The sequence below is a fragment of the Sphingomonas cellulosilytica genome, assembly GCF_052321755.1.
Classification (GTDB): domain Bacteria; phylum Pseudomonadota; class Alphaproteobacteria; order Sphingomonadales; family Sphingomonadaceae; genus Sphingomonas.
Map to the genome: position 1 here is coordinate 208,585 of NZ_JBQRTT010000004.1, position 22,164 is coordinate 230,748.

Consider the following 22,164-nt stretch of genomic DNA (forward strand, 5'->3'; position numbering starts at 1 on the left):
TGCGGCGCTCCCTCCCTCTCCCGAGGGGAGAGGGAGACGGCCTGCCTTACCGGTAGGCGGTGATCTTGCCGGACTGACCCAGCGTATAGAGCGTGTTGTTCACGACGATCGGCGGCAGCGCATAGCTGTCCTTCGTCTCGATCGTGTTGACGACGCTGCCGTCGCCCGGCGAGACGGAGACGATCTGGCCGAGCGAGTTGGTCAGCAGCAGGCGGCCGCCGGCGAGCACCGGACCGAACCAGGTGACCTGCGGCCCCTTGTTCTTCTTGGCGTTCTTGAAGCGCTGCAACTGGGCGATCCAGCGTGCCTTGCCGTTCGAACGCGCGAGGCAGACGAGGCGGGCATCGTCGGTGACGACGAACAGCCATTCGCCCGCGATCCACGGCGTGGAGATGCCGGCGAAATTCTGTTCCCACAGGCGCTGGCCGGTGGCGAGGTCGAGGCTGACCATGCGGCCGCCCTGGCCGACCGCGAAGACGCGGCCGTTGTCGATCACCGGATCGGCATCGATATCGGACAGGCTCGACACCGAGGTGGTGATCGAGGTGCGCGACAGGGCATCGCCCCACAGCACGCGCCCGTTCTCGTAGCGATAGGCGTTCAGTTCGCCGCTGGAGAAGCCGGCGACGATGGTGCCCTGGCTGGCGGCAGGTGCCGCGACGCCGAACACGCCCTGCGTTTCCAGCGTGCCGGACTGCGCCCACTGCACCTTGCCGTCGTTCTGGTCGAGCGCGAACAGCTGGTTGTCCTGGCTCTCGACATACACCGATCCGTTGGCGACCGTCGGCGCGCCGCGCAGCGGGCCGCCGGGCTTGGCGCGCCAGATCTCCTTGCCGTCCGCGGCGTTGAACGCGACCACGTCGCCGACGCCGTCGGTGGCGAACACGCGCCCGCCTTCATAGCTGGCGCCGCCGCCGAAGCGCGCCGCGCGGTTTTCGTCGCCGGTGCTGACCGAGGCGGTCCACAGGCTGGCGCCGGTGTCCGCGGCGAAGGCGTGGAGCTGCGCCTCGACATCGACGACGAACAGCTTGTTGTCGGCGACGACGGGGGCGGCGCCCAGCCGTTCGCGGGGGGAGCCGCCGGTGACCGATGCCTGCCAGGCACGCGCCGGCGATTCGGCGAGCACCAGCTGGCCCATCGATTTCGCGGCGTTGCCGCCCGGCTGCGTCCAGCTGTCGTTGGGGGCGGGGGCGGGCAGCGTCACCTGGATGTCGGCGATCGTCTTGTCCGCCTCGATCGCATTCTCCGACGACAGGATCGGCACGCGCTCACCGACGGTCGGCGTCTTCTTGGGGCCGCCCTTGAAGATGCCGCAGGCGGACAGGGCCATCAGCGCGGCGAGCCCGACGGAGGTGCGGAACCGGCGGCCGCTGGTGATGGTCGTCATTGCGCGGGTGCTTCCTTGGGTTGTGCGGCGGGGCGGACGATGCGCACGTCGGCGGTGCCGCTCGCATCCGTGGCGACGCCCATCGTGCCGGCCATCTGAACGGCGCGTTGACGGATCGAATCGGGCACCGCGTCATTCTGCGCGAGCTGGCCGAACAGCTGGCCGGCAAGATCCTTGCGGCCGCTGTCGAGATAGGCGATCGCGACCAGCTCGCCCGCGCTGCCGAAATAGGCGTTGCCGGGGACGGCGAGGGCACGCAGCCGCTCGATCACCACCTGCGGCTTCAGGGCGTCATATTCGGCGACGGTCTGGCGGATCAGCGCAAGATCGCGGAACGGCTGGGCGATGCCCGTATCGGCGGCGATGCCGGCGAACTTGGCGGCGGCGGCCTTGTCCTGCTTCTTGCTCAGCAGGATGTCCGCCTCCGTCATCAGCGCCAGCGCCTTGTAGCCGTCGCGGTCCGACGCGGCGATCGGCGCGAGCGCCTTGGCCGCGGCGTCGGTCTGCCCGCTGCCGAGCGAGTCATACGCCGCCTGCAGCTGCTCGCCCTGTACCCCGGCCGCCTCGCGCTGGTGGTGCTGCCAGTAGAGGACGCCGCCGAACGCCGCGAGCGCGAGCACGATCGCCGCGATCGTCCAGCGGCCGTAGCGCTCCCAGAAGGTCATCAGCTGATCGCGGCGCAGCTCGTCATCGACTTCGCGCAGGAACGCTTCGTTGTTTTGCGGCGTAAGGGCCAAGGAGGGCTCCGAAAGAGAGACGAGGGTGAACGGCGCGCACTCTTAGCGGTGGCCGCCGCGAAACAAAAGATGGGCGCGGTTCACCCCTTCGAGGGGTAGATCTGCTCCGCCCCCGGGAAGCTGCGCGCCCTGACCTCGGCGGCATAGGTCTCGGCTGCGGCGGAAATGCGGCCGGCCATGTCCTCGTAGCGCTTCACGAAGCGCGCGGTGCGCTCGAACAGGCCGAGCATGTCCTCGGCGACCAGCACCTGCCCGTCGCAGCGGGCCGAGGCGCCGATGCCGATCGTCGGGCAGGCGATCGTTTCGGTGATGCGGATCGCGATGGGCTCCATCACGCCCTCGATGACGATCGCGAAGGCGCCCGCATCGGCGATCGCCACCGCATCGGCGAGGATCTTTGCCGCCTCCGCCTCGCTGCGCCCGCGCGCGCCATAGCCGCCGAGCACGTTCACCGCCTGCGGCGTCAGGCCGACATGGCCCATCACGGGCACGCCGCGTTCGGACAGGAAGCGCACCGTCGGCGCCATCGCCTCGCCGCCCTCCAGCTTCACCGCGGCGGCGCCGGTCTGCTTGAGCAGGAAGGCGGCGCTCTCGAACGCCTGCTGGGGAGAGGCCTCGTAGCTGCCGAACGGCATGTCGATGACGACCAGCGCATGATAGCTGCCGCGCACCACCGCCGCGCCGTGCGCCGCCATCATCTCCAGCGTCACCGGTACGGTGGAGGGCAGGCCGTAGATCACCTGGCCCAGGCTGTCGCCGACCAGCAGCATGTCGCAATGCGGATCGAGCAGCTGCGCGGTCCGCACCGTATAGGCGGTCAGCATCACCAGCGGCCCGCCCCTGTCCGGATCGCCGCCCTTGCGCCGCCGAATCGCGGGGATGGTCAGGCGCTTGGCCGGCGCCGGCGTCGGATTGGCGCGGCTGGTCGCGGTGTCGATCGTGTAGGTGGTGGACATGGCGCGCGATGTACCGCGTGGGCGGCGCGCGATCCAGAGGCCAGCCTCATCCGCCGCCCGGGGGGCATCAGGAGAAGGCGGCGCTCCAGTCCGCGGGCTTGAAGCCGACCAGCAGCGTGTCGCCCGCTTCCACCACCGGGCGCTTTATCATCGACGGCTGCGCGATCATCAGCGCCATCGCTTTCTCCGCGTCCAGTCCTGTCTTCTGGGCATCGGGCAGCTTGCGGAACGTCGTGCCGGCGCGGTTGAGCAGCACCTCCCAGCCGAGACGGTCGACCCACCCCGCCAGCCGCTCCGCGTCGACGCCGGCGGTCTTGTAATTGTGGAAGGTGTAGGCGACCCCGGCGGCATCCAGCCACGCGCGCGCCTTCTTCACCGTGTCGCAGTTCGGGATGCCGTAGAGGGTGGTCGTCACTGTCTGCCGCCTCGTGATGAACGAACCGCGTCGTAGAGCATGATGACGCTACTTAGAACCGCTCGTGCTGAGCTTGTCGAAGCACGGGTGAGACTCCGGCCCTTCGACGGGTTCGAGTCGAATGGCGAGTGTGGATCTACCTGACGTCACCGAGCACTGTCCGCCTCGGGCAGCGCGACACAACGTGCGTAATCGCCCGGATGGCGCACTTTCGGGGTCGTGCTAGTCTCCACCGCGGAAGGACGGTTGATGTTCATGATCGCTGCCGCGCTGGTGTTCATGCTGGTCTATGTCGGTGTCGCTATGCGAGCGAATGCCGGGCTTCGGAACCACGCGCGTCTGCCGATGCAATGGTCGTTCACCGGGGCCGTCACATGGACTGCGCCGCGCGTGATCGGGCTTGCCCTGATACCGGTGTTGGGGACGGTGTGTCTGGTCGCCTATATCGTGATGGGCTCCTGCGTGAAGCCAAGGCTCGGTGACGAAGGGGTGGTTTGGCCGGTCTTCCTCGCGCTGGGGGCGGGCTTTCTGGTGATCCAGCTCCTGCACCTTGTACTGGCCGCAAGGACACTGCGCGGGGGCCGCTGCTGAACCTCGTTTCGGAGAGGCCGGGCAAACCACGCTAACCCCCGCGGATCGCCTCGGGCGTCGGCACGTTGCATGGGTGGTATCCCCCTTCCGACACGGCTAGCACCCCGCCCATGACCGATGCGTTCCTTTCGATCCACCGCCACCAGATGGTCCGTGTCGCCGCGGCGACGCCGCGGGCGAGTGTGGGGGATGTCGCCGCCAACGTCGAGGCGGCGGTGGCGATGGCGCGCGATGCGGATGCGCGCGGGGTCGACCTCGTGGTGTTTCCCGAACTCAATCTCACCTCCTATGCGATCGACGACCTGCACCTGCAGTCCGCGCAGCAGCGGGCGAGCGAGGCGGCGGTGCTGGCGCTGGAGGAGCAGACCGCGGGGCTCGCGCCGCTGCTGCTGGTCGGCGCGGCGCTGGTGCGGCAGGGGCGGCTCTACAATTGCGCGGTGGCGCTGCATCGCGGTCGCATCCTGGGCGTGGTGCCCAAGAGCTTCCTGCCCAATTATCGCGAATATTACGAAAAGCGCTGGTTCGCCTCCGGCCTCGGCCTCGCCGGGCTGACGATGCGGCTGGGCGATGCGGAGGTGCCGTTCGGCACCGACCTGCTGTTCGCCGCCGACGACGTGCCGGGCTTCGTCGTCCATGCCGAGATCTGCGAGGATTATTGGGCGCCGACGCCGCCCTCGACGATCGGCGCGCTGGCCGGGGCGACGGTCTGCTGCAATCTCAGCGCCTCCAACATCATCATCGGCAAGGGGCGCGAGCGGATGCTGCTCGCCGAGGCGCAGTCGGCGCGCACCTCGTGCGCCTATGTCTATTCCGCCGCCGGGCCGGGGGAGAGCACCACCGACCTCGCCTGGGACGGGCAGGGGATGATCTACGAACTGGGCGACCTGCTGATCGAATCGCGGCGCTTCGTGCAGGAGCCGGAGCTGGCGGTGGCGGACGTCGACCTCGAACGGATCGTCGCCGAGCGGCTGCGCAACGGCACGTTCAACGATTCGGCGATGGCGGCCGGGCACCCGGAGACGCGCTTTCGCCGCATCGGTTTCGACCACCGGCCGGCGCTTGCCGATGCCGGCCTTGCCCGCAAGGTGCGCCGCTTCCCGTTCGTGCCCGACGAGCCGGCGCGGCGCGACGAGGATTGCTACGAGGCATTCAACATCCAGGTGGAGGCGCTGGCCAAGCGGCTCGCCGCGACCGGCTCGAAGACGCTGGTGATCGGCGTGTCGGGCGGCCTCGATTCGACCCATGCGCTGATCGTCGCGGCCAAGGCGATGGACCGGCTGGGGCGGCCGCGCGCCGATATCCTCGGCTTCACCATGCCCGGCTTCGCCACCGGCGATACGACCAAGGGCAATGCCTGGGCGCTGATGCGGGCGTTGGGATGCACCGCGGACGAGATCGATATCCGGCCCGCCGCGCGGCAGATGCTCGCCGACATGGACCATCCCTTCGCGCGCGGCGAATCGGTGTATGACGTGACGTTCGAGAATGTGCAGGCGGGCCTGCGCACCGATTATCTGTTCCGCCTCGCCAACCAGCGCGGAGGCATCGTGCTCGGCACCGGCGACCTCAGCGAGCTGGCGCTCGGCTGGTGCACCTATGGCGTCGGCGACCAGATGAGCCATTATGCGGTCAACGCCGGGGTGCCGAAGACGCTGATCCAGTTCCTGATCCGCTGGTGCATCCGGACCGGGCAGTATGACGAGGCGACCAACGCGGTCCTCTCGACCATCCTGTCGCAGGAGATTTCGCCCGAGCTGGTGCCCGCCGATGCCGATACCGGTGCGATGCAGAGCACCGAATCGATGATCGGCCCCTATGCGCTCAACGATTTCTTCGCGCATTATGTCGTCCGCTACGGGCTGGCGCCGTCGAAGATCGCCTTCCTCGCCTGGCACGCGTGGCGCGATGCGGGGCAGGGCGAATGGCCGGAGGACTTCCCCGCCGACGCGCGGGTCGCCTACGACCTGCCGACGATCCGGCATTGGCTGGAGCGGTTCGTCGTCCGCTTCTTCCAATTGAGCCAGTTCAAGCGATCGGCGATTCCCAACGGTCCCAAGGTGTCGGGCGGCGGCGCGCTGAGCCCGCGCGGCGACTGGCGGGCACCGTCCGACGGGACGGCGGCGGTGTGGCTCGACGAATTGCGGCGAAACGTGCCGTCGAACCTTTAGTCGATTGTTGCGTTTGCGCCTGTAGAGGCGCATTATGAACGCCTGATGACACCGCCGCCCCGGGATGGCTCGCGCGATCGCCGGATCGAGGACCCATCGAATCTTTACCTGATCCATCCCGCGTCGCACGCCTTGCTGCCCTTTGCGCTGCGGCAGGGCGTGTCGGCCAATGCGGTATCGGTGATGGGGCTCGGCTGCGGGACCGCGGCGGCCTTCGCCTATGCGAACTGGCACCACCCCGCGCTGGCGCTGCTCGGCCTCGTCCTGTCGGTGGCCTGGCTGGTCGCCGATGGGCTCGACGGCATGATCGCGCGCGCGACGGGCACGGCGAGTGCGCTCGGCCGGGCGCTCGACGGCTTGTGCGATCATGGCGTCTTCGCGCTGATCTACGTCGCGCTCGCCTGGAGCGTCGGGACGGCGGAGGGCTGGCTGCTCGCCATCGCCGCCGGCGGCTGCCACGCGGTGCAGTCCAGCCTGTACGAGGGCGAGCGTGCGCGGTTCCATCGTCGCGCCCGCGGGATCGCGCTTGCCAGCGTGCCGGTGCCGACGGGCATGGCGCTGGTCCGCTTCTACGACAGTATCGCGGGCTCGGTCGATCGCATCACCATGCCGTTCGAGCGGCGCTTCGGCGCGGCCGAGGCGCAGGGCGGGGATCGCGACGCCTTCGCGCGCGCCTATGCCGCCGCGGCGGTGCCGGTGATGCGGCTGGAAAGCCTGCTGACCGCCAACGTGCGGGTCTGGGCCATCGCCATCGCCTGTCTCGCGGGCAATCCGCGGCTGTTCTGGTGGTTCGAGATCGTGCCGCTCACCGCGGTCACCGCCCTCGGCCTCCTTCTCCACCGGCGCGTCGAGCGCCGTTTCGTTCACGGCGCAGCGCCGCAATCTATTCTTCTTTCAAGCGAACAGGGTCATTCATGAAGAGCATCAACATCGCCATCGTCGGCATCGGCAACTGCGCGAGCTCGCTCGTCCAGGGGCTGGAGCATTATCGCGAGGGGACCAACGATGTGGTCGGCCTGATGCACTGGGAAGTCGGCGGCTATAAGCCCTCCGACATCAAGGTCGTCGCCGCCTGGGACGTGGATGCGCGCAAGGTCGGCAAGGACGTCGCCGAGGCGATCTTCGCCAAGCCCAATTGCACCGCGGTGTTCGCCGCCACCATCCCGTCGACCGGCACGGTGGTGAAGATGGGCGCGGTCTTGGACGGCGTCGCCGACCATATGAGCGAATACAAGGACGACCGCACCTTCGTGGTCGCCAACGACACGCAGCCGACCAAGGAAGAGGTCGTCGCCGAACTGAAGCGTTCGGGCACCGACGTGCTGATGAACTACCTGCCGGTCGGCAGCCAGGAGGCGACCGAATTCTACGCCGAATGCGCGCTGGAAGCCGGCGTCGCGTTCGTCAACAACATCCCGGTCTTCATCGCCTCCAACCCCGAATGGGCAAAGCGCTTCGAGGATGCCGGCGTCGCGATCATCGGCGACGACATCAAGGCGCAGCTGGGTGCGACGATCGTGCACCGCGTGCTGACCGACCTGTTCGCCAAGCGCGGCGTCAAGCTGGATCGCACCTACCAGCTCAACACCGGCGGCAACACCGACTTCCTCAACATGTCCAACCACCGCCGCCTCGCCAGCAAGAAGGTGTCGAAGACGGAAGCCGTGCAGTCGGTCGCGGCCGAGCGGCTGGAGGACGAGAACGTCCACATCGGTCCGTCGGATTACGTGCCGTGGCAGAACGACAACAAGGTCTGCTTCCTGCGCATGGAAGGCCAGCTGTTCGGCGGCGTGCCGATGAACCTGGAACTGCGCCTGTCGGTCGAGGATTCGCCCAACAGCGCCGGTGTCGCGATCGACATGATCCGCTGCGCCGCGATCGCCAAGGATCGCGGCATCGCCGGCGTGATCGATCCCGCATCCGCCTATTTCTGCAAGCATCCGCGCACCCAGATGACCGACGACCTCGCCCAGATCGCGGTCGAGGACTTCATCAAGGCCGCCTGATGCTCACCACGGGCCTGCTGCTCGCCGCCGGACAGGGCAGCCGGCTCCGTACGGTGACGCCGTACAAGCCGCTCTGCCCGGTCGGCGGGCGCGCGCTGATCGACCATGCCCTCGACGGCATGGCGGCGGCGGGCCTGACCCGTGCGATCGTCTCGCTCGGCTATGGTGCGGAGGCGATCGCCGCGCATCTCGCCGCGCGGGCGTGGCCGCTCGAGGTGCTGACGGTGATGACCGACTGGCACCAGCCCAACGGCGTCAGCGCGCTGGCGGCGCGCGCGCTGGTGGGCGAGGAGGGCGCGGTGCTGGCGATGTGCGATCACCTCGTCCGCCCGCGCCACTACCGCCGGCTCGCCAAGGCGGGCGCAGGCGAGGGGCTGCGGCTCGGCATCGACCGGCGGCTGGGGCATGCCTGGGTCGATCCGCTCGACGTCACCTGCGTCGCGACGCGCGGCGATGCGATCGTCGCGATCGGCAAGGGGCTGGAACCGCACGATTGCTACGACACCGGCGTGTTCGCCGTGGGCCAAGCCTTCTTCGCCGCGCTGGCGACGCTCGACAGCCCGTCGCTGACCGAGGGCGTGCGCATCCTCGCCGCCAGGGGCCATGCCAAGGTGGTCGATTGCAGCGACCTCGATTGGCTCGACGTCGACGATGCGCCGGCGTTCGCCCATGCCGAAGGCTGGATGACCCGGCTGGCGGCGTGATGTGCTCAATCCTCCCCGGAACGGGGAGGGGGACCGCGCCGCAGGCGTGGTGGAGGGGCAGCCCCAGGCGATAGAACTGCTTGGCTGCCCCTCCCTCACCGCTGCGCGGCGCCACCTCCCCGTTCCGGGGAGGAATGGACAGCCGGTTCCCTTAACCTCTCGCGTCTTCTAAGGCCGCATCATGTCCCGTCTTCCTACCGTCGCGATCGTCGGCCGTCCCAATGTCGGCAAGTCGACGCTGTTCAACCGCCTGGTCGGCAAGAAACTCGCGCTGGTGGACGATCGCCCCGGCGTGACGCGCGACCGGCGGGAGGGCGATGCGACGCTGATCGGCCTCGATTTCCGCGTCATCGACACCGCGGGCTACGAGGATCACGACGCGCAGACGCTGCCCGGCCGCATGCGCCTGCAGACCGAGGCGGCGATCGGCCAGGCCGATGTCGCCTTGTTCCTGGTCGACGCGCGCGCGGGCATCGTGCCGCTCGACGAGGAGATCGCCCGCTGGCTGCGCCAGTCGCGCACGCCGGTGGTGCTCGCCGCCAACAAGGCGGAAGGCCGGGCGGGCGAGCAGGGCGTGCTGGAAGCGCTGGCGCTGGGCTTCGGCGATCCGGTGCAGCTGTCCGCCGAACATGGCGAGGGGCTGGGCGACCTGTTCGAAGGGCTGCTGCCGCATCTGGAGGCGGCAGCGGCGGCGATGCCGGAGGAGGAGGAGGACGACGAGCGCCCCGATGCGCCGCTGAAGCTCGCCATCGTCGGCCGCCCGAATGCGGGCAAGTCGACGCTCATCAACAAGATGCTGGGCGAAGACCGGATGATTACCGGCCCCGAGGCCGGCATCACCCGCGATTCGATCGCGGTCGACTGGACCTGGTACGATCGGCTCGGCGCGCCGCGTCCCGTCCGCCTGATCGACACCGCCGGCATGCGCAAGCGCGCCAAGGTGCAGGACAAGCTGGAAAAGCTGTCGGTGGCCGACGCCCTCCACGCGGTCGACTTCGCCGAGGTGGTGGTGCTGCTGCTCGATGCGACGCTGGGGCTGGAGGCGCAGGACCTGCGCATCGCCGACCGCGTGCTGGAAGAGGGCAGGGCGCTCGTCATCGCGCTCAACAAATGGGACGTCGCCGAAAACGCCTCGTCCTTGTTCAACGGCGTCAAGCGGGCGCTGGAGGATGGCCTCAGCCAGGTGAAGGGCGTGACGGTGATGACCGTCTCCGCCGCCACCGGCAAGGGCATCGACCAGCTGATCGACGCCTGTTTCGACACGCGCGAGGCGTGGTCGAAGCGGGTGGGGACGGGTGAGCTCAATCGCTGGTTCGAACGCGCGATCGAGGCCAATCCGCCGCCCGCACCCGGCGGCAAGCGGATCAAGATGCGCTACGTTACCCAGGTGAAGACACGCCCGCCGAGCTTCGTGATCTTCGGCACGCGCGTCGACCAGTTGCCGGCGAGCTACGAACGCTATCTGGTCAATTCGATGCGCAAGGAACTGGATTTCGGCGCGGTGCCGGTGCGGCTCACCTTGCGCGCGCCGAAAAATCCCTTCGACGCCAAGGAATAGGGCAGCCACGGCAACGTCGTGTTTACCGCTTCGGCCTAAGCGTGGATCCCGAACCTGAGCGGGGTGGGTCCCGCGGCCGAGGGAGAAGGCAGTGTCGTTCGAAGGCAGCACGTTGGTGGATTGGGCGGCGTTTGCGCAGGCGCGCAGCGAGCTCGGCGCCGGATTCGTGCGCATCCTCGGCTATTTCCGCGAGGACGGGGTGAAATCCGTCGCGGCGATCGAGCAGGCGATGCGATCGCACAGCTCCGCCGCGATGGTCATCCCCGCGCACACGCTGAAGGGCGAGGCGCGGCAGTTCGGGGCCGAACCGCTCGCCGCGGTCGCCGAGACGATCGAGGAGATCGCACGCGGCTGCGTCGAGCGTCAGGACACCTGCGAAGAGGCGCTGGAGCATGTCGTGCGCCTGCGCCCGCTGTTCTTCGAAACGCTGGCGCTGCTGGAGCGCGAGGCCAATCCGCTGGTGTCGCGCCGTCCGCTGGGCAATGGCGGTTTCGGTCGTCGGACGACGGGGGTCTGACGCGCGGGCGCGACGCGGTGACCATACCCGGTCAGGCCGCGGCGCCGGTTTCCAAATAGCGGTTGAGCCAGGCGCCGATGCCTGCATTGTCGCTGGCCTCATCGAGCGATCGGATCGCACCGGCGCGCAGGTCGTCGCCGATATCCGGGGCGCTATGTGCCGCGACCAGCGCACAGGCATAGGCAGCATCGAATTCCGGATGGAATTGCAGCGTCAGTGCCGCGCCATCGGCATAGGCCAAAGCGGCGCAGGGGGTGAACGCGCTTTCCGCCAGCACCGTCGCTCCGGCGGGGGCCACCACCACCTGATCCTGGTGCGACGCCATCGCGCTCACCCGATCGGGCAGGCCGACGACCGGATGCGCGAGATCATAGCGGTGCAGGCCGAGTCCCCAGCCTTGCGGCGCCTTCACCACCGTTCCGCCAAAGGCATGCGCGATGATCTGATGGCCGAAGCAGATGCCGATCAGCCGCGCCCGGCCGCGCGCCGCCCGCAGGAAATTCGCGAGCCGCTCCACCCACGCCAGTCCGTCGTTCACCCCGGCGGCGGAGCCGGTGACGACATAGGCGTCGCACGTGTCAGGCCGCTCCGGCAGCACGCCGGCACGCACGTCGTAACAGGTGTAGCTATGCTGCGGGCCGAGCAGGCGGGCGACCATCGCGCCATAGCTGCCATGCACGGCGGCCAGATCGCCGGGAGGCGCGCCGGTTTCGAGGATGCCGATATGCATGGGTCGGGATCAGCCTTGCGCGGAAGGAACCGCGGGGGAGAATCCGGATACGCCGATGGACTCGATCCCCCGCACCCGACGCGCCGGTGCCGGTTTCACCGGCGGCTCCGCTCCGTATATCTCGTTGACGGCGCGTCTTTGGGTGACGACCCCCTACGCGGGACGGCGGCCAAAAAAAAGGCCGGTCAAAGACCGGCCGGAAAGTTTTTAGGAGAGGATGCCTGAAAGGCACAGTCGTTGTGCGCCGCAGCACGATTCTCCGCAACTGCAAAAAGCGCAATCAGCGTTTTGTTCCAAGCAATCGTCTGATTCGACGGGCGTTTTCGCGGCTGTTGCGCCGAAGGCGAGGAGCGCATAGCGCGGAGGCATGATGCGTCCTTTCCTCGTTCCCCTCGCAGCCGCAGCATGGCTCGCGATCGCCCCTGCCGCCCAGGCGCGCGAACCCGCGATCGTCCGCGTGCGACTCGACACCGCCTATGGCCCGATCGTGCTGGCGCTGGAGGCGAAGCGCGCGCCGCAGACGGTCGCGAACTTCATGGGCTATGTCGACGACAAGCGGTTCGACGGCATGACCTTCTACCGCGCCGCCCGCAATCGCAGCGCGCCCGGTCGCGGCTTCGTGCAGGGCGGCATCCGGACCGATGCGCGCCGTATCCTGCCGCCGTTCCCGCTCGAAACCACGACGATGACCGGGATCAAGCACCTCGACGGCACGATCTCGATGGCGCGGCGGGCGGAGGCGGGATCGGCCGGCGGCAATTTCTTCATCACCCTGGGTGCGATCCCCAGCATGGACGCCAAGGGGAGCTATCCCGGCTATGCCGCCTTCGGCCATGTCGTGTCGGGGATGCCGGTGCTGCGGCGGATCCTGGCGCAGCCGACCGGCGGCGGCATGGGCGGGCAATTGCTGATGCAGCCGGTCAAGCTGATCGCCGCCCGCCGCCTCAACGGCACGCCGCGCCCGACCGGCCTCGTCAAACCCTGGCTGGTGAAGACCAAGCCGGCGGCGCCGCGGAACGCCCCTGCAACCAAATGAAGATCCCTGCGGTTATCCCCGATCATCGCAAGGAGGATCACCGATGAAGACCGGACTTCTCGCCGCGCTGGCGGTCGTCGCCATGGCATCGCCCGTGACGATGGCCCCCGCCATGGCCCAGCGTGGCGACTATCGTTGGCAGGGCGACAACGATCGCAACTGGGAACCGTCGGATCACTATCGCGACGGCCGCTACCGCGAGCGGCGGCTGGGACGTAACGACCGTATCTACCGCGGCCGTGACGGTCGGGCCTATTGCAAGCGCAACGACGGCACCACCGGCCTGGTGGTCGGCGCCGTCGGTGGCGGCGTGCTCGGCAATCTCGTCGGTGGCGGCACGCTCGGCACGCTGCTCGGCGCGGGCGGTGGTGCGTTGCTCGGCCGGTCGGTCGATCGCGGCAAGGTCAAGTGCCGCTGACCCTGTTCTGATTCCTCCCTCGCTTCAGCGGGGGAGGGGGACCGTTCGCGAAGCGAATGGTGGAGGGGGCCTGTCCGCGATCACGGCGTTCGCCGCTTACCTCCCCCTCCGTCACCGCTGCGCGGTGCCACCTCCCCCTGGCGGGGGAGGAGTTCCGCGATTACCCCTTCAGATACGGCGCGGCGCCGGACTTGGGCGAATCATGCTCGCTGATCGAATTCAGCTGCACGTAATTGTGGATGCCCATCCGCTCGATCATCTCGAACTGGCGCTCCAGCGTGTCGACATGCTCTTCCTCGCTGGCGAGGATGCGCGCGAACAGGTCGCGGCTGATATAGTCCTTCACCTCTTCGCAATAGGCGATCGCGCCTTTCAGCTGCTCGACCGATTCCAGCTCCATCGCGAGGTCCGACCGCAGCACCTCTTCCACCGTCTCGCCGATGCGCAGGCGGCCGAGCAGCTGGAAATTGGGCAGGCCATCGAGAAACAGGATGCGCTCCGACAGCCAGTCGGCGTGCTTCATCTCGTCGATCGATTCCATCCGCTCGTACTGGGCGAGCTTGTAGACGCCCCAATGGTCGAGCATCCGGTAGTGGAGCCAATATTGGTTGATCGCGGTCAGCTCGTTCTTGAGCGCCTCGTTCAGAAATTCGATGACCCGCGGGTCGCCCTTCATCGCCATGGCTCCAACACCTTATATCGTCGTACCGGCCGATATTAGGCGCCGGGTCGGCCCTGCGGCAACCCGGAAAATGGCGGAAATCTGCGGTTTTTCGTGGCTGCGAACGTTATGCAGCAGCGCGCTCGGTATCGATAATGGCTCGCGCTACCACCGTGCACTGGCCGCATTTCGGCGCACAGCCGAGCGACCTATACGCCTGGCACGCGGTCATGCAGCCGCTGCGCGCCGCGGCGCGGACCTCGGATTCGCGGATGGCATTGCAGACGCAGACGACCATGAACGCTCCTTCGCTTCACCCCGGGGAATAGGGCTAATGCGAAACGGTCGCAAGTGCCTGTGCGAGTGATTCGCAGTCGCTGATGCTCGGTTCGTCGCATCTGCGCATCTGCGTAACTCCTCCCCCGCCAGGGGAAGGGGGACCGCTCGGCGTAGCCGAGTGGTGGAGGGGGAGGTAAACGACGAAGGCTCCGTCAGGGGACGTCGCTTACCTCCCCCTCCGTCACCGCTGCGCGGCGCCACCTCCCCCTGGCGGGGGAGGACTCAGGCCAGTGCCCCGTCGACCCCCATCAGCTTGGGGAAGAAGCCCTCGTGCGCGGCGCGCAGTGCGTCGAGGGTCACCACGTCGTCGCGATCGGGGCGTTCGAAGATCAGGCGCTTGCCGCCGGTGCGGCCCAGCGGCTCGGCCTCGACGCCGGCTGCATGCGCGGCGCCGAGGAAGTCGAGCAGCGCGTGGTCCTCCACCGTCACGACATAGACGCCCTGGTCCTCGGCGAAGAAGGAGCGGGCGCAGCCGAAGGGCTGCTTGCGGTCGATCATCGCGCCGATATTGCCGGCGAGTGCCATTTCGGCGAGCGTCACGGCGATGCCGCCGTCCGACACGTCGTGGACGGCCGACAGCTGCCCGGTGGCGATCGCGCTGCGGATCAGGTCGCCGGCCTTGCGCTCGGCGGCGAGGTCGACGGGCGGGGGCGGGCCTTCCTCGCGGCCGTGGCATTCGCGCAGGTAGAGCGACTGGCCGAGGTGACCGCCGCGGTTGCCGACGACCAGGATCACGTCGCCCGTGCCCTTGAAGGCGATCGTCGCGTTCTTCGTCCAGTCCTTGAGCAGGCCGACGCCGCCGATCGCCGGGGTCGGCAGGATCGCCGAGCCGCCGCCGGTCGCCTTGGATTCGTTGTAGAGCGACACGTTGCCGCTGACGATCGGGAAGTCCAATGCGCGGCACGCCTCGCCCATGCCCTCCAGGCAGCCGACGATCTGGCCCATGATCTCGGGCCGCTGCGGATTGGCGAAGTTGAGGCAGTTGGTGATGGCGAGCGGCGTCGCGCCCACCGCGGTCAGGTTGCGCCATGCTTCGGCGACGGCCTGGCGACCGCCCTCGACCGGGTCGGCGAAGCAATAGCGCGGCGTGCAGTCGGTGGTGATCGCCAGCGCCTTGGTCGTCCCGTGGACGCGTACGACCGCGCTGTCGCCGCCCGGCGCCTGCACCGTGTCGGCACCGACCATGTGGTCGTATTGCTCCCAGATCCAGCGGCGGCTGGCGATATCGGGCGAGCCCATCAGCGTCAGCAGGTCGGCGGCGATGTCGCGGCTTTCCGGCGCATTCTCCAGCGGCGCGGGCTTGGGCGTCGGCACATGCGGCCGGTCGTACAGCGGCGCTTCGTCGGCGAGGGGCCCAAGCGGAATGTCGCACACCGTCTCGCCCTGCCACGTGAGCACCATCCGCCCGGTATCGGTGACGCGGCCGATGACGGCGAAATCCAGTTCCCATTTGCGGAAGATCGCCTCCGCCTCGGCCTCGCGGCCGGGCTTCAGCACCATCAGCATGCGCTCCTGCGATTCCGACAGCATCATCTCGTACGGGGTCATGCCCGTCTCGCGCTGCGGCACGTCGTCCATGACCAGCTCGATGCCGACGCCGCCCTTGGACGCCATCTCGACCGACGACGAGGTGAGGCCGGCGGCGCCCATGTCCTGGATCGCGACGATGACGTCGGTCGCCATCAGTTCCAGGCACGCCTCGATCAGCAGCTTTTCGGTGAAGGGGTCGCCGACCTGCACCGTCGGGCGCTTGGCGTCGGCATCCTCGCCGAAGTCCGCGCTCGCCATGGTCGCGCCATGGATGCCGTCGCGGCCGGTCTTGCTGCCGACATAGACGATCGGATTGCCGATGCCCGACGCGGCGGAATAGAAGATCTTGTCCGTGTCGGCGATGCCGACGGTCATCGCGTTGACCAGGATGTTGCCGTCATAAGCGGGGTGGAAGTTCACCTCGCCGCCGACCGTGGACACGCCGACGCAATTGCCGTAGCCGCCGATGCCGTGGACGACGCCGCTGATGAGGTGGCGCATCTTCGGGTGATCGGGCCGGCCGAAGCGCAGCGCGTTCATGTTGGCCACCGGCCGCGCACCCATCGTGAACACGTCGCGCAGAATGCCGCCGACGCCCGTCGCCGCACCCTGATAGGGTTCGATGTAGCTGGGGTGGTTGTGCGATTCCATCTTGAAGATCGCCGCCTGACCGTCGCCGATATCGATGACGCCCGCATTCTCGCCGGGGCCGCAGATCACCTGCGGGCCTTCGGTCGGCAGCTTCTTCAGATGGATGCGGCTGGACTTGTACGAGCAATGCTCGGACCACATCACCGAAAAGATGCCGAGCTCGACGAGGTTCGGCTCGCGGCCGAGCGCGTGGAGGACGCGGTCATATTCCTCGGGGGACAGGCCGTGGTCGGCGACGATCTGGGCGGTGATCTCGGTCATGCGCGGCGCCTTAGCGGGGCGGGGCCGCTTCGTCACCTCCCGTGGCGGGTGGGGGACCATGATCACATCCGTTCGTCACCCGGACGTGTTCCGGGGTCCACTTGGCCACTCGGGTGAAGCAAGAGGCTCTAGCTATTCCCCTCGCCGCGGAGTGGACCCCGGAACACGTCCGGGGTGACGGTGGGTTGGCTGCATACGTATGCTTGCCCCCGCATCGTTGACGCTCCCTCCTCCACCGATCAGACCGGCCGCGACAACCGGGAGAGAGATCGATGCGCGCCGCCACCCTGATGGCCATGACCGCCCTCGCGAGCGCCGCCGCGCCGGCCTTTGCGCAGCAGGTGACCGCGCGGTCCGACGGCGCCGAGGTGCGGCAGGGCGCCGCGACCGTCCGCGTCGTGGCGCTGACCGATTCGATCCTGCGCGTGCGGGTGGCGCGCGACGGGGCGATGCCGGAAGACGCCAGCTGGGCGGTCGACGCCGCGACGCGGGCGGCCCATGTCGCGGTCGCCCCCGCCGCGGACGGCTTCGCGACCAAGGCATTGCGCGTCCGCTTCGCCGCCGACGGACGGATGACGGTGGAGGACCTCGCCGGCCAGGTCATTTCCGCCGATGCGACACCGGTGCGCCTCGACGGCACCGCCTTCACGCTCGCCAAGACGATGCCGCAGGCGGAGCATTATTTCGGCCTGGGCGACAAGACCGGCGGCCTCGACCGCCGCGGCAAGAGCTTCGTCGACTGGAACACCGATGCCTTCGGCTTCGGCAGCGGCGACGATCCCATCTACAAATCGATCCCCTTCTTCCTCGGCGTCGGCGGCGCGGGGGGCAGCTACGGCATCTTCCTTGACAACACGTGGCGGACGTGGTTCGATTTCGGCCATCGCGATGCGACGACGCTGAGCTTCGGCGGGCCGGACGGGCCGATCGATTACTACCTGATCGCCGGACCGACCACGGCGGAGGTGGTGCGCCGCTACACCGACCTCACCGGCAAGGCGCCGCTCGTGCCGCAATGGGCATTGGGCTACCAGCAGTCGCGCTACAGCTACATGACCGCCGACGAACTGCGCACCGTCGCGGCGCGGCTGCGGCAGGAGCGGGTGCCGACCGACGTGCTGTGGCTGGATATCGACTGGCAGGACCGCAACCGGCCGTTCACCGTCGATACCAAGGCGTTTCCGGACATGAAGGGCCTGCTCGGCGCGTTGAAGCGCGACGGGTTCAAGGTGGTGACGATCACCGACCTGCACGTCGCCCGCGCGCCCGACCAGGGCTATCGCCCGTATGACGAGGGCGCGAAGCGCGACGCCTTCGTCCATCGCGCCGATGGTTCGGTGTACGTCGGGCCGGTATGGCCGGGCCCGTCGGTGTTCCCCGACTTCACCGAAACGAAGGTGCGCGACTGGTACGGCACCCTGTTCAACGATCAGGTGAAGATGGGCGTCGCCGGCGCGTGGAACGACATGAACGAGCCGGCGATCTTCGAAACGCCGACCAAGACGATGCCGGACGATGTCGTCCACCGCATCGCCAGCGACGGTTTCGCGCCCCGCACCGCCAGCCATGCCGAGATCCACAACGTCTACGGCATGCAGAACACGCGCGCGACCTACGACGGTTTGCGCCGCCTCGTCCCCGACGAGCGCGCCTTCGTGATGACGCGGGCGAGCTATGCCGGCGGCCAGCGCTATGCGGTGACCTGGACGGGCGACAATCTGGCGACCTGGGATCACCTGAAGCTGTCGGTGCAGCAGATCATCAACCTCGGCCTGTCGGGCTTTTCCTATGGCGCGGCCGACGTCGGCGGCTTCGCCGGCGGGCCGAGCCCGGACCTGCTCACCCGCTGGTTCCAGATCGGCGCCTTCTACCCCGTGTTCCGCGATCACAGCGCCAAGGGCACGCCGCGCGCCGAGCCCTGGGTCGACGGGCCGGAGCACCTCGCCATCCGCCGCCGCTTCGTCGAGGAACGCTACCGGCTGATGCCCTATCTCTACGCGCTCGCCGACCGCAACGCGCGCACCGGCGATCCCATCCTGCGGCCGGTGTTCTACGATTATCCGGCTGCGCTGCGCATGGGCTGCGACCAGTCGTGGACGTTCACGCTCGGCGGTGCGCTGCTGGTGGCGCCGCCGCCCAACCCGGAACAGCCGCGCGCCTATGACGTGTGCCTGCCGGCGGGCGGCTGGTACGATTACTGGACCGGCAGCCGCGCCGGCGTGCCGCAGCGGCAGGATGGCCCCGGCCAGATCCAGTCGGCGACGCAGGCGACGGGCCAGGCGACGGTGCTCGGCGACCGGGTGACCGAGACGCCGCGGCTCAACCGTCTGCCCGTGTTCGTCCGCGCCGGCACCATCCTGCCCCGCCAGCCGCTCGTGCAGCATAGTGCGCAGGTGCCGGATGGCCCGTTGCAGCTCGACGTCTATCCCGGCGACGATTGCCATGGCGACCTCTACGCCGACGACGGCCACTCGATGGCCTACACCAGGGGCGATTACCTGCGGCAGGCGATGACCTGCACGGTGACGCCCGCGGGGATCACGCTGCGCTTCGCAGCCCGCACCGGCCGCTATCGCCCGTGGTGGAAGCAGATGCGGGTCGTGGTCCACGGCTGGGACGGGGAGGGGCAGGTAACCGCGGCGCGCCGGCCGGTGACGGCGCAGGCCGATGCCGCGGCGGCGACGCTCGCCTTTACGCTACCCGACCAGCGCCGGGCGGGTGACGTGACGATCGCGCGGCGATAGGGGGGGCGCACCCTCACCCTTCGCCGCCTTCGGCGTCTTTTCCCTCTCCCATCGGGAGAGGGAGGGAGCGGCGTCCCGCCGCGGAAGGGTGAGGGTGAGTGACACCCCCTCTCGTTTCGGACGACCCATGGCCAACATCCCCTTCGACATTCCCCACACCCTCGGCCGCGACGAGGCGCGACGGCGAATCGAGGCGGGGCTGCCCAAGCTCGCGCAGCACATCCCCGGCGGCGGCACGGTGGATGCGCACTGGACCGGCGACGACGCGCTGACGCTGGCGATCGTCGCGATGGGGCAGAAGGTGGCGGTCGACATGACTGTCGGCGAGCGCGACGTGGCGGGTACGGTGAAGGTGCCGATGATGCTGGCGATGATGTCCGGCCCGATCGCCGACTTCGTGAAGACCAGCGCGGAAAAGATGCTGGCGAAGGGCTGAGCTTTCCCGATTCACCGTCATCCCCGCGCAGGCGAGGATCCATAATCACGACGGCGCCTGACAGAGCAGCGCCGTCAGCCAGTATGGATCCCCGCCTGCGCGGGGATGACGGGCGGGGGCAGCCCTACCCCAATCGCGCCGCGTGCCAGGCGAGGTGGTCGGCCATGAACGTCGCGATGAAATAATAACTGTGGTCGTAGCCCGGCTGCATCCGCAGCGTCAGGTCGATCCCCGCCGCGGCGCAGGCATCGGCGAGCAGCTGCGGCTTCAGCTGCTCGCTCAGGAACTGGTCGGCATCGCCCTGGTCGACCAGCAGCGCCGGCACCCGCGCGCCGTCCTCGATCAGCGCGACCGCATCGTGGCGGCGCCACGCGGCACGATCCTGCCCCAGATAGCCGCCGAGCGCCTTCTCGCCCCATGGCACCTGCGCGGGCGCGACGATCGGCGCGAAGGCGGACACCGCCTTGAACCGCTCCGCCAGCGTCAGGCCGATGGTCAGCGCGCCATGGCCGCCCATCGAATGTCCCATGATCGACTGGCGGCGCGTGTCGGCGGGGAAATTCGCGCCGATCAGCGCCGGCAGTTCTTCGGTGACGTAGGACCACATGCGGAAATGCGGCGCCCAAGGCGCCTCGGTCGCATCGACGTAGAAGCCCGCGCCCTGGCCGAAGTCATAGGCGGGATCGTCCGCCACGCCCTCGCCGCGCGGGCTCGTGTCGGGCGCGACGAAGATCAGGCCGAGTTCGGCGCAGGCGCGGCGGTATTCGCCCTTGTCGGTGAAGTTGGCGTGGGTGCAGGTGAGGCCGGACAGATACCAGACCACCGGCAGCCGCGCGCCCTCGTCATGCGGCGGCACGTATACCGAAAAGGTCATCGGCGTGCCGGTCGCCGCGGATTCGTGGCGGTAGACGCCCTGGGTGCCGCCGAACGCCCTGGCGCTGGAAACCGTCTCGATCGTCATCGGAATACCACCGTCCTGTTGCCGTTGAGGAAGACGCGCCGTTCGCCGACCCAGGCGACGGCGCGGGCGAGCACCTGCGATTCGATGTCGCGGCCGATGCGGATCAGGTCGTCGACGCTCGCGCGGTGATCGACGCGCTCCACCGCCTGTTCGATGATCGGCCCTTCGTCGAGGTCGGAGGTGACGAAATGCGCGGTGGCGCCGATCAGCTTGACGCCGCGGGCATGGGCGCGGTGATAGGGCTGCGCGCCCTTGAAGCCGGGCAGGAAGCTGTGATGGATGTTGATGCAGCGCCCGGCCAGCGCCGCGACCAGTGCGGGCGAGAGCACCTGCATGTAGCGGGCGAGCACCAGATAATCGGCCTGCGCCCCGTCCATCAGCGCCAGGATCGCCGCCTCCTGATCCGCACGCGTCGCCGCATCGACGGGCAGGTGATGCCACGGCAGGCCGTGCCATTCGACCAGCCCGCGCAGGGCATCGTGGTTGGACAGGACGCCGGCGATCTCCACCGGCAGCGCCCCCGTCTGCCAGCGATGCAGCAGGTCGTTGAGGCAGTGCGATCCCTTCGACACCGCGATCAGCACGCGCGGCCGGTCGGCGGCGGCGGTGAGGCTCCAGTCGAAGCCGAAACGCTCCGCTACCGGCGCGAGGGCGGCATGCACGGCCGCGGGCTCGGCCGGGAACCGGTCCCCGCCGCGCACGAAGGCGACGCGCATGAAGAAGCGCGCCGTCTCCAGATCGGCATATTGCTGGCTGTCGAGGATGAAGCCGTCGATCCCCGCCAGCGCGCCCGCCACCGCCGCGACGATGCCGACGCGGTCCTGGCAGGTGAGGGTGAGGACCTGGACCGCGCGCCGCTCGCTCATGCCGGCATGCGGTGCATCGCGCAGACCTTGTTGCCGGCGGGATCGCGCAGATAGGCGAGGTAGAGCGGCCCGAACGGCGACTGGCGGACGCCCGGCGCATCCTCGATCGGCGTGCCGCCCGCTTCCGTGCCGGCCGCGTGCCATGCGTCCACCGCCTCCGGCGACGACGCCGCGAAGCCGACCGTGCCGCCGTTGGCGTGGCAGGCCGGCTCGCCGTTGATCGGATGGCTCAGCATCAGCGTGCCGCCGGGGTGCATATAGGCGGTACGACCCTTCGCATCGCTGCGACCGGGGCCGACGCCCAGCGTTGCCAGCGTCGCATCGTAGAAGGCCTTGGACGCGGGCATATCGTCGGTGCCGAGCATGACGTGACTGAACATGGTGCCTCTCCTGTGTGTGTCGTGGTTGCGTGGTAGCGGCATTGCGGCCCCGCCGTCACGCCGGATGTTGGGCGCCTGAGCCTGTCATTGTTCCGACGTCATCCCCGCGCAG

At 68.8% G+C, this 22,164-nt stretch carries 22 protein-coding genes; 11 read left to right on the forward strand and 11 right to left on the reverse strand.

What is annotated here, in order from left to right:
- Window positions 1-46: 46 nt before the first annotated feature.
- The 4 genes from ACTZQ5_RS08455 to ACTZQ5_RS08470 all read right to left on the reverse strand — a co-directional run bounded on the left by ACTZQ5_RS08455 (window position 47) and on the right by ACTZQ5_RS08470 (window position 3,495).
- Entirely contained in the window at window positions 47-1,387 is a 1,341-nt protein-coding gene (locus tag ACTZQ5_RS08455) for an outer membrane protein assembly factor BamB family protein (RefSeq protein WP_443584734.1), read from the reverse strand.
- Complete coding sequence (locus tag ACTZQ5_RS08460; protein WP_443584735.1) at window positions 1,384-2,124, reverse strand: tetratricopeptide repeat protein; 741 nt, start codon at window positions 2,122-2,124, stop codon at window positions 1,384-1,386. Before ACTZQ5_RS08460 ends, ACTZQ5_RS08455 begins: the two co-directional genes overlap by 4 nt.
- A gap of 80 nt (window positions 2,125-2,204) precedes the next feature.
- Window positions 2,205-3,080, reverse strand: coding sequence for a 3-methyl-2-oxobutanoate hydroxymethyltransferase (gene panB / locus ACTZQ5_RS08465; protein WP_443584736.1), 876 nt, complete (start codon window positions 3,078-3,080; stop codon window positions 2,205-2,207).
- 67 nt (window positions 3,081-3,147) lie between these two features.
- On the reverse strand, window positions 3,148-3,495 hold the full coding sequence (locus tag ACTZQ5_RS08470; protein WP_443584737.1) for an ArsC family reductase: 348 nt from the start codon (window positions 3,493-3,495) through the stop codon (window positions 3,148-3,150).
- Window positions 3,496-3,744: 249 nt separating this feature from the next.
- Here ACTZQ5_RS08470 and ACTZQ5_RS08475 point away from each other — a divergent pair, with 249 nt between their 5' ends.
- The 7 genes from ACTZQ5_RS08475 (at window position 3,745) to ACTZQ5_RS08505 (ending at window position 11,039) form a co-directional block, all read left to right on the forward strand.
- A complete protein-coding gene (locus ACTZQ5_RS08475) occupies window positions 3,745-4,086 on the forward strand; it encodes a hypothetical protein (RefSeq protein WP_443584738.1) in 342 nt (113 codons plus the stop codon).
- A gap of 110 nt (window positions 4,087-4,196) precedes the next feature.
- Window positions 4,197-6,254 (forward strand): NAD(+) synthase, encoded by a 2,058-nt coding sequence (locus ACTZQ5_RS08480; RefSeq protein WP_443584739.1) that lies wholly within the window; start codon window positions 4,197-4,199, stop codon window positions 6,252-6,254.
- Between the two features lie 45 nt (window positions 6,255-6,299).
- Window positions 6,300-7,172, forward strand: coding sequence for a CDP-alcohol phosphatidyltransferase family protein (locus ACTZQ5_RS08485; RefSeq protein ID WP_443584740.1), 873 nt, complete (start codon window positions 6,300-6,302; stop codon window positions 7,170-7,172).
- Window positions 7,169-8,260, forward strand: a complete 1,092-nt coding sequence (locus ACTZQ5_RS08490) for an inositol-3-phosphate synthase (protein WP_443584741.1) — start codon at window positions 7,169-7,171, stop codon at window positions 8,258-8,260. The genes ACTZQ5_RS08485 and ACTZQ5_RS08490 overlap by 4 nt, the downstream gene beginning before the upstream one ends.
- On the forward strand, window positions 8,260-8,964 hold the full coding sequence (locus ACTZQ5_RS08495) for an NTP transferase domain-containing protein (RefSeq protein WP_443584742.1): 705 nt from the start codon (window positions 8,260-8,262) through the stop codon (window positions 8,962-8,964). Before ACTZQ5_RS08490 ends, ACTZQ5_RS08495 begins: the two co-directional genes overlap by 1 nt.
- A 181-nt stretch (window positions 8,965-9,145) precedes the next feature.
- Window positions 9,146-10,522, forward strand: a complete 1,377-nt coding sequence (gene der, locus ACTZQ5_RS08500; protein WP_443584743.1) for a ribosome biogenesis GTPase Der — start codon at window positions 9,146-9,148, stop codon at window positions 10,520-10,522.
- Window positions 10,523-10,613: 91 nt separating this feature from the next.
- Window positions 10,614-11,039, forward strand: a complete 426-nt coding sequence (locus ACTZQ5_RS08505) for an Hpt domain-containing protein (protein WP_443584744.1) — start codon at window positions 10,614-10,616, stop codon at window positions 11,037-11,039.
- Between the two features lie 31 nt (window positions 11,040-11,070).
- Here the strand turns inward: ACTZQ5_RS08505 and ACTZQ5_RS08510 are convergent, their stop codons facing one another.
- Window positions 11,071-11,769, reverse strand: coding sequence for a type 1 glutamine amidotransferase (locus ACTZQ5_RS08510; protein WP_443584745.1), 699 nt, complete (start codon window positions 11,767-11,769; stop codon window positions 11,071-11,073).
- Window positions 11,770-12,139: 370 nt separating this feature from the next.
- Between ACTZQ5_RS08510 and ACTZQ5_RS08515 the strand changes: the two genes are divergently transcribed.
- On the forward strand, window positions 12,140-12,805 hold the full coding sequence (locus ACTZQ5_RS08515; protein ID WP_443584921.1) for a peptidylprolyl isomerase: 666 nt from the start codon (window positions 12,140-12,142) through the stop codon (window positions 12,803-12,805).
- Between the two features lie 43 nt (window positions 12,806-12,848).
- The gene (locus tag ACTZQ5_RS08520; RefSeq protein ID WP_443584746.1) at window positions 12,849-13,223 is read left to right on the forward strand and encodes a glycine zipper 2TM domain-containing protein; all 375 of its coding nucleotides are present in this window, start codon (window positions 12,849-12,851) and stop codon (window positions 13,221-13,223) included.
- 160 nt (window positions 13,224-13,383) lie between these two features.
- On the opposite strand, the gene bfr is transcribed toward ACTZQ5_RS08520, so the two are convergent.
- From bfr to purL, 3 genes are all read right to left on the reverse strand, one after another.
- Entirely contained in the window at window positions 13,384-13,899 is a 516-nt protein-coding gene (bfr, locus tag ACTZQ5_RS08525) for a bacterioferritin (protein ID WP_443584922.1), read from the reverse strand.
- 112 nt (window positions 13,900-14,011) lie between these two features.
- On the reverse strand, window positions 14,012-14,182 hold the full coding sequence (locus ACTZQ5_RS08530) for a (2Fe-2S)-binding protein (protein ID WP_443584747.1): 171 nt from the start codon (window positions 14,180-14,182) through the stop codon (window positions 14,012-14,014).
- A gap of 263 nt (window positions 14,183-14,445) precedes the next feature.
- Window positions 14,446-16,665, reverse strand: a complete 2,220-nt coding sequence (gene purL, locus ACTZQ5_RS08535; RefSeq protein WP_443584748.1) for a phosphoribosylformylglycinamidine synthase subunit PurL — start codon at window positions 16,663-16,665, stop codon at window positions 14,446-14,448.
- A 272-nt stretch (window positions 16,666-16,937) separates the two neighbouring features.
- Here purL and ACTZQ5_RS08540 point away from each other — a divergent pair, with 272 nt between their 5' ends.
- Window positions 16,938-19,409, forward strand: a complete 2,472-nt coding sequence (locus ACTZQ5_RS08540) for a glycoside hydrolase family 31 protein (protein WP_443584749.1) — start codon at window positions 16,938-16,940, stop codon at window positions 19,407-19,409.
- Window positions 19,410-19,536: 127 nt separating this feature from the next.
- The gene (locus ACTZQ5_RS08545; RefSeq protein WP_443584750.1) at window positions 19,537-19,845 is read left to right on the forward strand and encodes a polyhydroxyalkanoic acid system family protein; all 309 of its coding nucleotides are present in this window, start codon (window positions 19,537-19,539) and stop codon (window positions 19,843-19,845) included.
- Window positions 19,846-19,969: 124 nt separating this feature from the next.
- Here ACTZQ5_RS08545 and fghA read toward each other — a convergent pair whose 3' ends face one another.
- The 3 genes from fghA to ACTZQ5_RS08560 are packed head-to-tail and all read right to left on the reverse strand — an operon-like array spanning window position 19,970 to window position 22,052.
- A complete protein-coding gene (gene fghA / locus ACTZQ5_RS08550; protein WP_443584751.1) occupies window positions 19,970-20,806 on the reverse strand; it encodes an S-formylglutathione hydrolase in 837 nt (278 codons plus the stop codon).
- Complete coding sequence (purU, locus tag ACTZQ5_RS08555) at window positions 20,803-21,672, reverse strand: formyltetrahydrofolate deformylase (protein ID WP_443584752.1); 870 nt, start codon at window positions 21,670-21,672, stop codon at window positions 20,803-20,805. Before purU ends, fghA begins: the two co-directional genes overlap by 4 nt.
- A complete protein-coding gene (locus tag ACTZQ5_RS08560) occupies window positions 21,669-22,052 on the reverse strand; it encodes a VOC family protein (protein WP_443584753.1) in 384 nt (127 codons plus the stop codon). The genes purU and ACTZQ5_RS08560 overlap by 4 nt, the downstream gene beginning before the upstream one ends.
- Between the last annotated feature and the right edge of the window lie 112 nt (window positions 22,053-22,164).

Excerpts from the sequence above, each read along its gene's own strand:
- ACTZQ5_RS08515 (WP_443584921.1), top strand. The coding sequence starts at position 12,140 with ATGCGTCCTTTCCTCGTTCCCCTCGCAGCCGCAGCATGGCTCGCGATC.
- ACTZQ5_RS08485 (WP_443584740.1), top strand. The coding sequence starts at position 6,300 with ATGACACCGCCGCCCCGGGATGGCTCGCGCGATCGCCGGATCGAGGAC.
- ACTZQ5_RS08495 (WP_443584742.1), top strand. The coding sequence starts at position 8,260 with ATGCTCACCACGGGCCTGCTGCTCGCCGCCGGACAGGGCAGCCGGCTC.
- ACTZQ5_RS08510 (WP_443584745.1), bottom strand. The coding sequence starts at position 11,769 with ATGCATATCGGCATCCTCGAAACCGGCGCGCCTCCCGGCGATCTGGCC.
- ACTZQ5_RS08480 (WP_443584739.1), top strand. The coding sequence starts at position 4,197 with ATGACCGATGCGTTCCTTTCGATCCACCGCCACCAGATGGTCCGTGTC.
- purU (WP_443584752.1), bottom strand. The coding sequence starts at position 21,672 with ATGAGCGAGCGGCGCGCGGTCCAGGTCCTCACCCTCACCTGCCAGGAC.
- der (WP_443584743.1), top strand. The coding sequence starts at position 9,146 with ATGTCCCGTCTTCCTACCGTCGCGATCGTCGGCCGTCCCAATGTCGGC.
- bfr (WP_443584922.1), bottom strand. The coding sequence starts at position 13,899 with ATGAAGGGCGACCCGCGGGTCATCGAATTTCTGAACGAGGCGCTCAAG.
- ACTZQ5_RS08455 (WP_443584734.1), bottom strand. The coding sequence starts at position 1,387 with ATGACGACCATCACCAGCGGCCGCCGGTTCCGCACCTCCGTCGGGCTC.
- ACTZQ5_RS08490 (WP_443584741.1), top strand. The coding sequence starts at position 7,169 with ATGAAGAGCATCAACATCGCCATCGTCGGCATCGGCAACTGCGCGAGC.
- ACTZQ5_RS08475 (WP_443584738.1), top strand. The coding sequence starts at position 3,745 with ATGTTCATGATCGCTGCCGCGCTGGTGTTCATGCTGGTCTATGTCGGT.
- ACTZQ5_RS08560 (WP_443584753.1), bottom strand. The coding sequence starts at position 22,052 with ATGTTCAGTCACGTCATGCTCGGCACCGACGATATGCCCGCGTCCAAG.
- panB (WP_443584736.1), bottom strand. The coding sequence starts at position 3,080 with ATGTCCACCACCTACACGATCGACACCGCGACCAGCCGCGCCAATCCG.
- purL (WP_443584748.1), bottom strand. The coding sequence starts at position 16,665 with ATGACCGAGATCACCGCCCAGATCGTCGCCGACCACGGCCTGTCCCCC.
- ACTZQ5_RS08530 (WP_443584747.1), bottom strand. The coding sequence starts at position 14,182 with ATGGTCGTCTGCGTCTGCAATGCCATCCGCGAATCCGAGGTCCGCGCC.
- fghA (WP_443584751.1), bottom strand. The coding sequence starts at position 20,806 with ATGACGATCGAGACGGTTTCCAGCGCCAGGGCGTTCGGCGGCACCCAG.
- ACTZQ5_RS08545 (WP_443584750.1), top strand. The coding sequence starts at position 19,537 with ATGGCCAACATCCCCTTCGACATTCCCCACACCCTCGGCCGCGACGAG.
- ACTZQ5_RS08520 (WP_443584746.1), top strand. The coding sequence starts at position 12,849 with ATGAAGACCGGACTTCTCGCCGCGCTGGCGGTCGTCGCCATGGCATCG.
- ACTZQ5_RS08540 (WP_443584749.1), top strand. The coding sequence starts at position 16,938 with ATGCGCGCCGCCACCCTGATGGCCATGACCGCCCTCGCGAGCGCCGCC.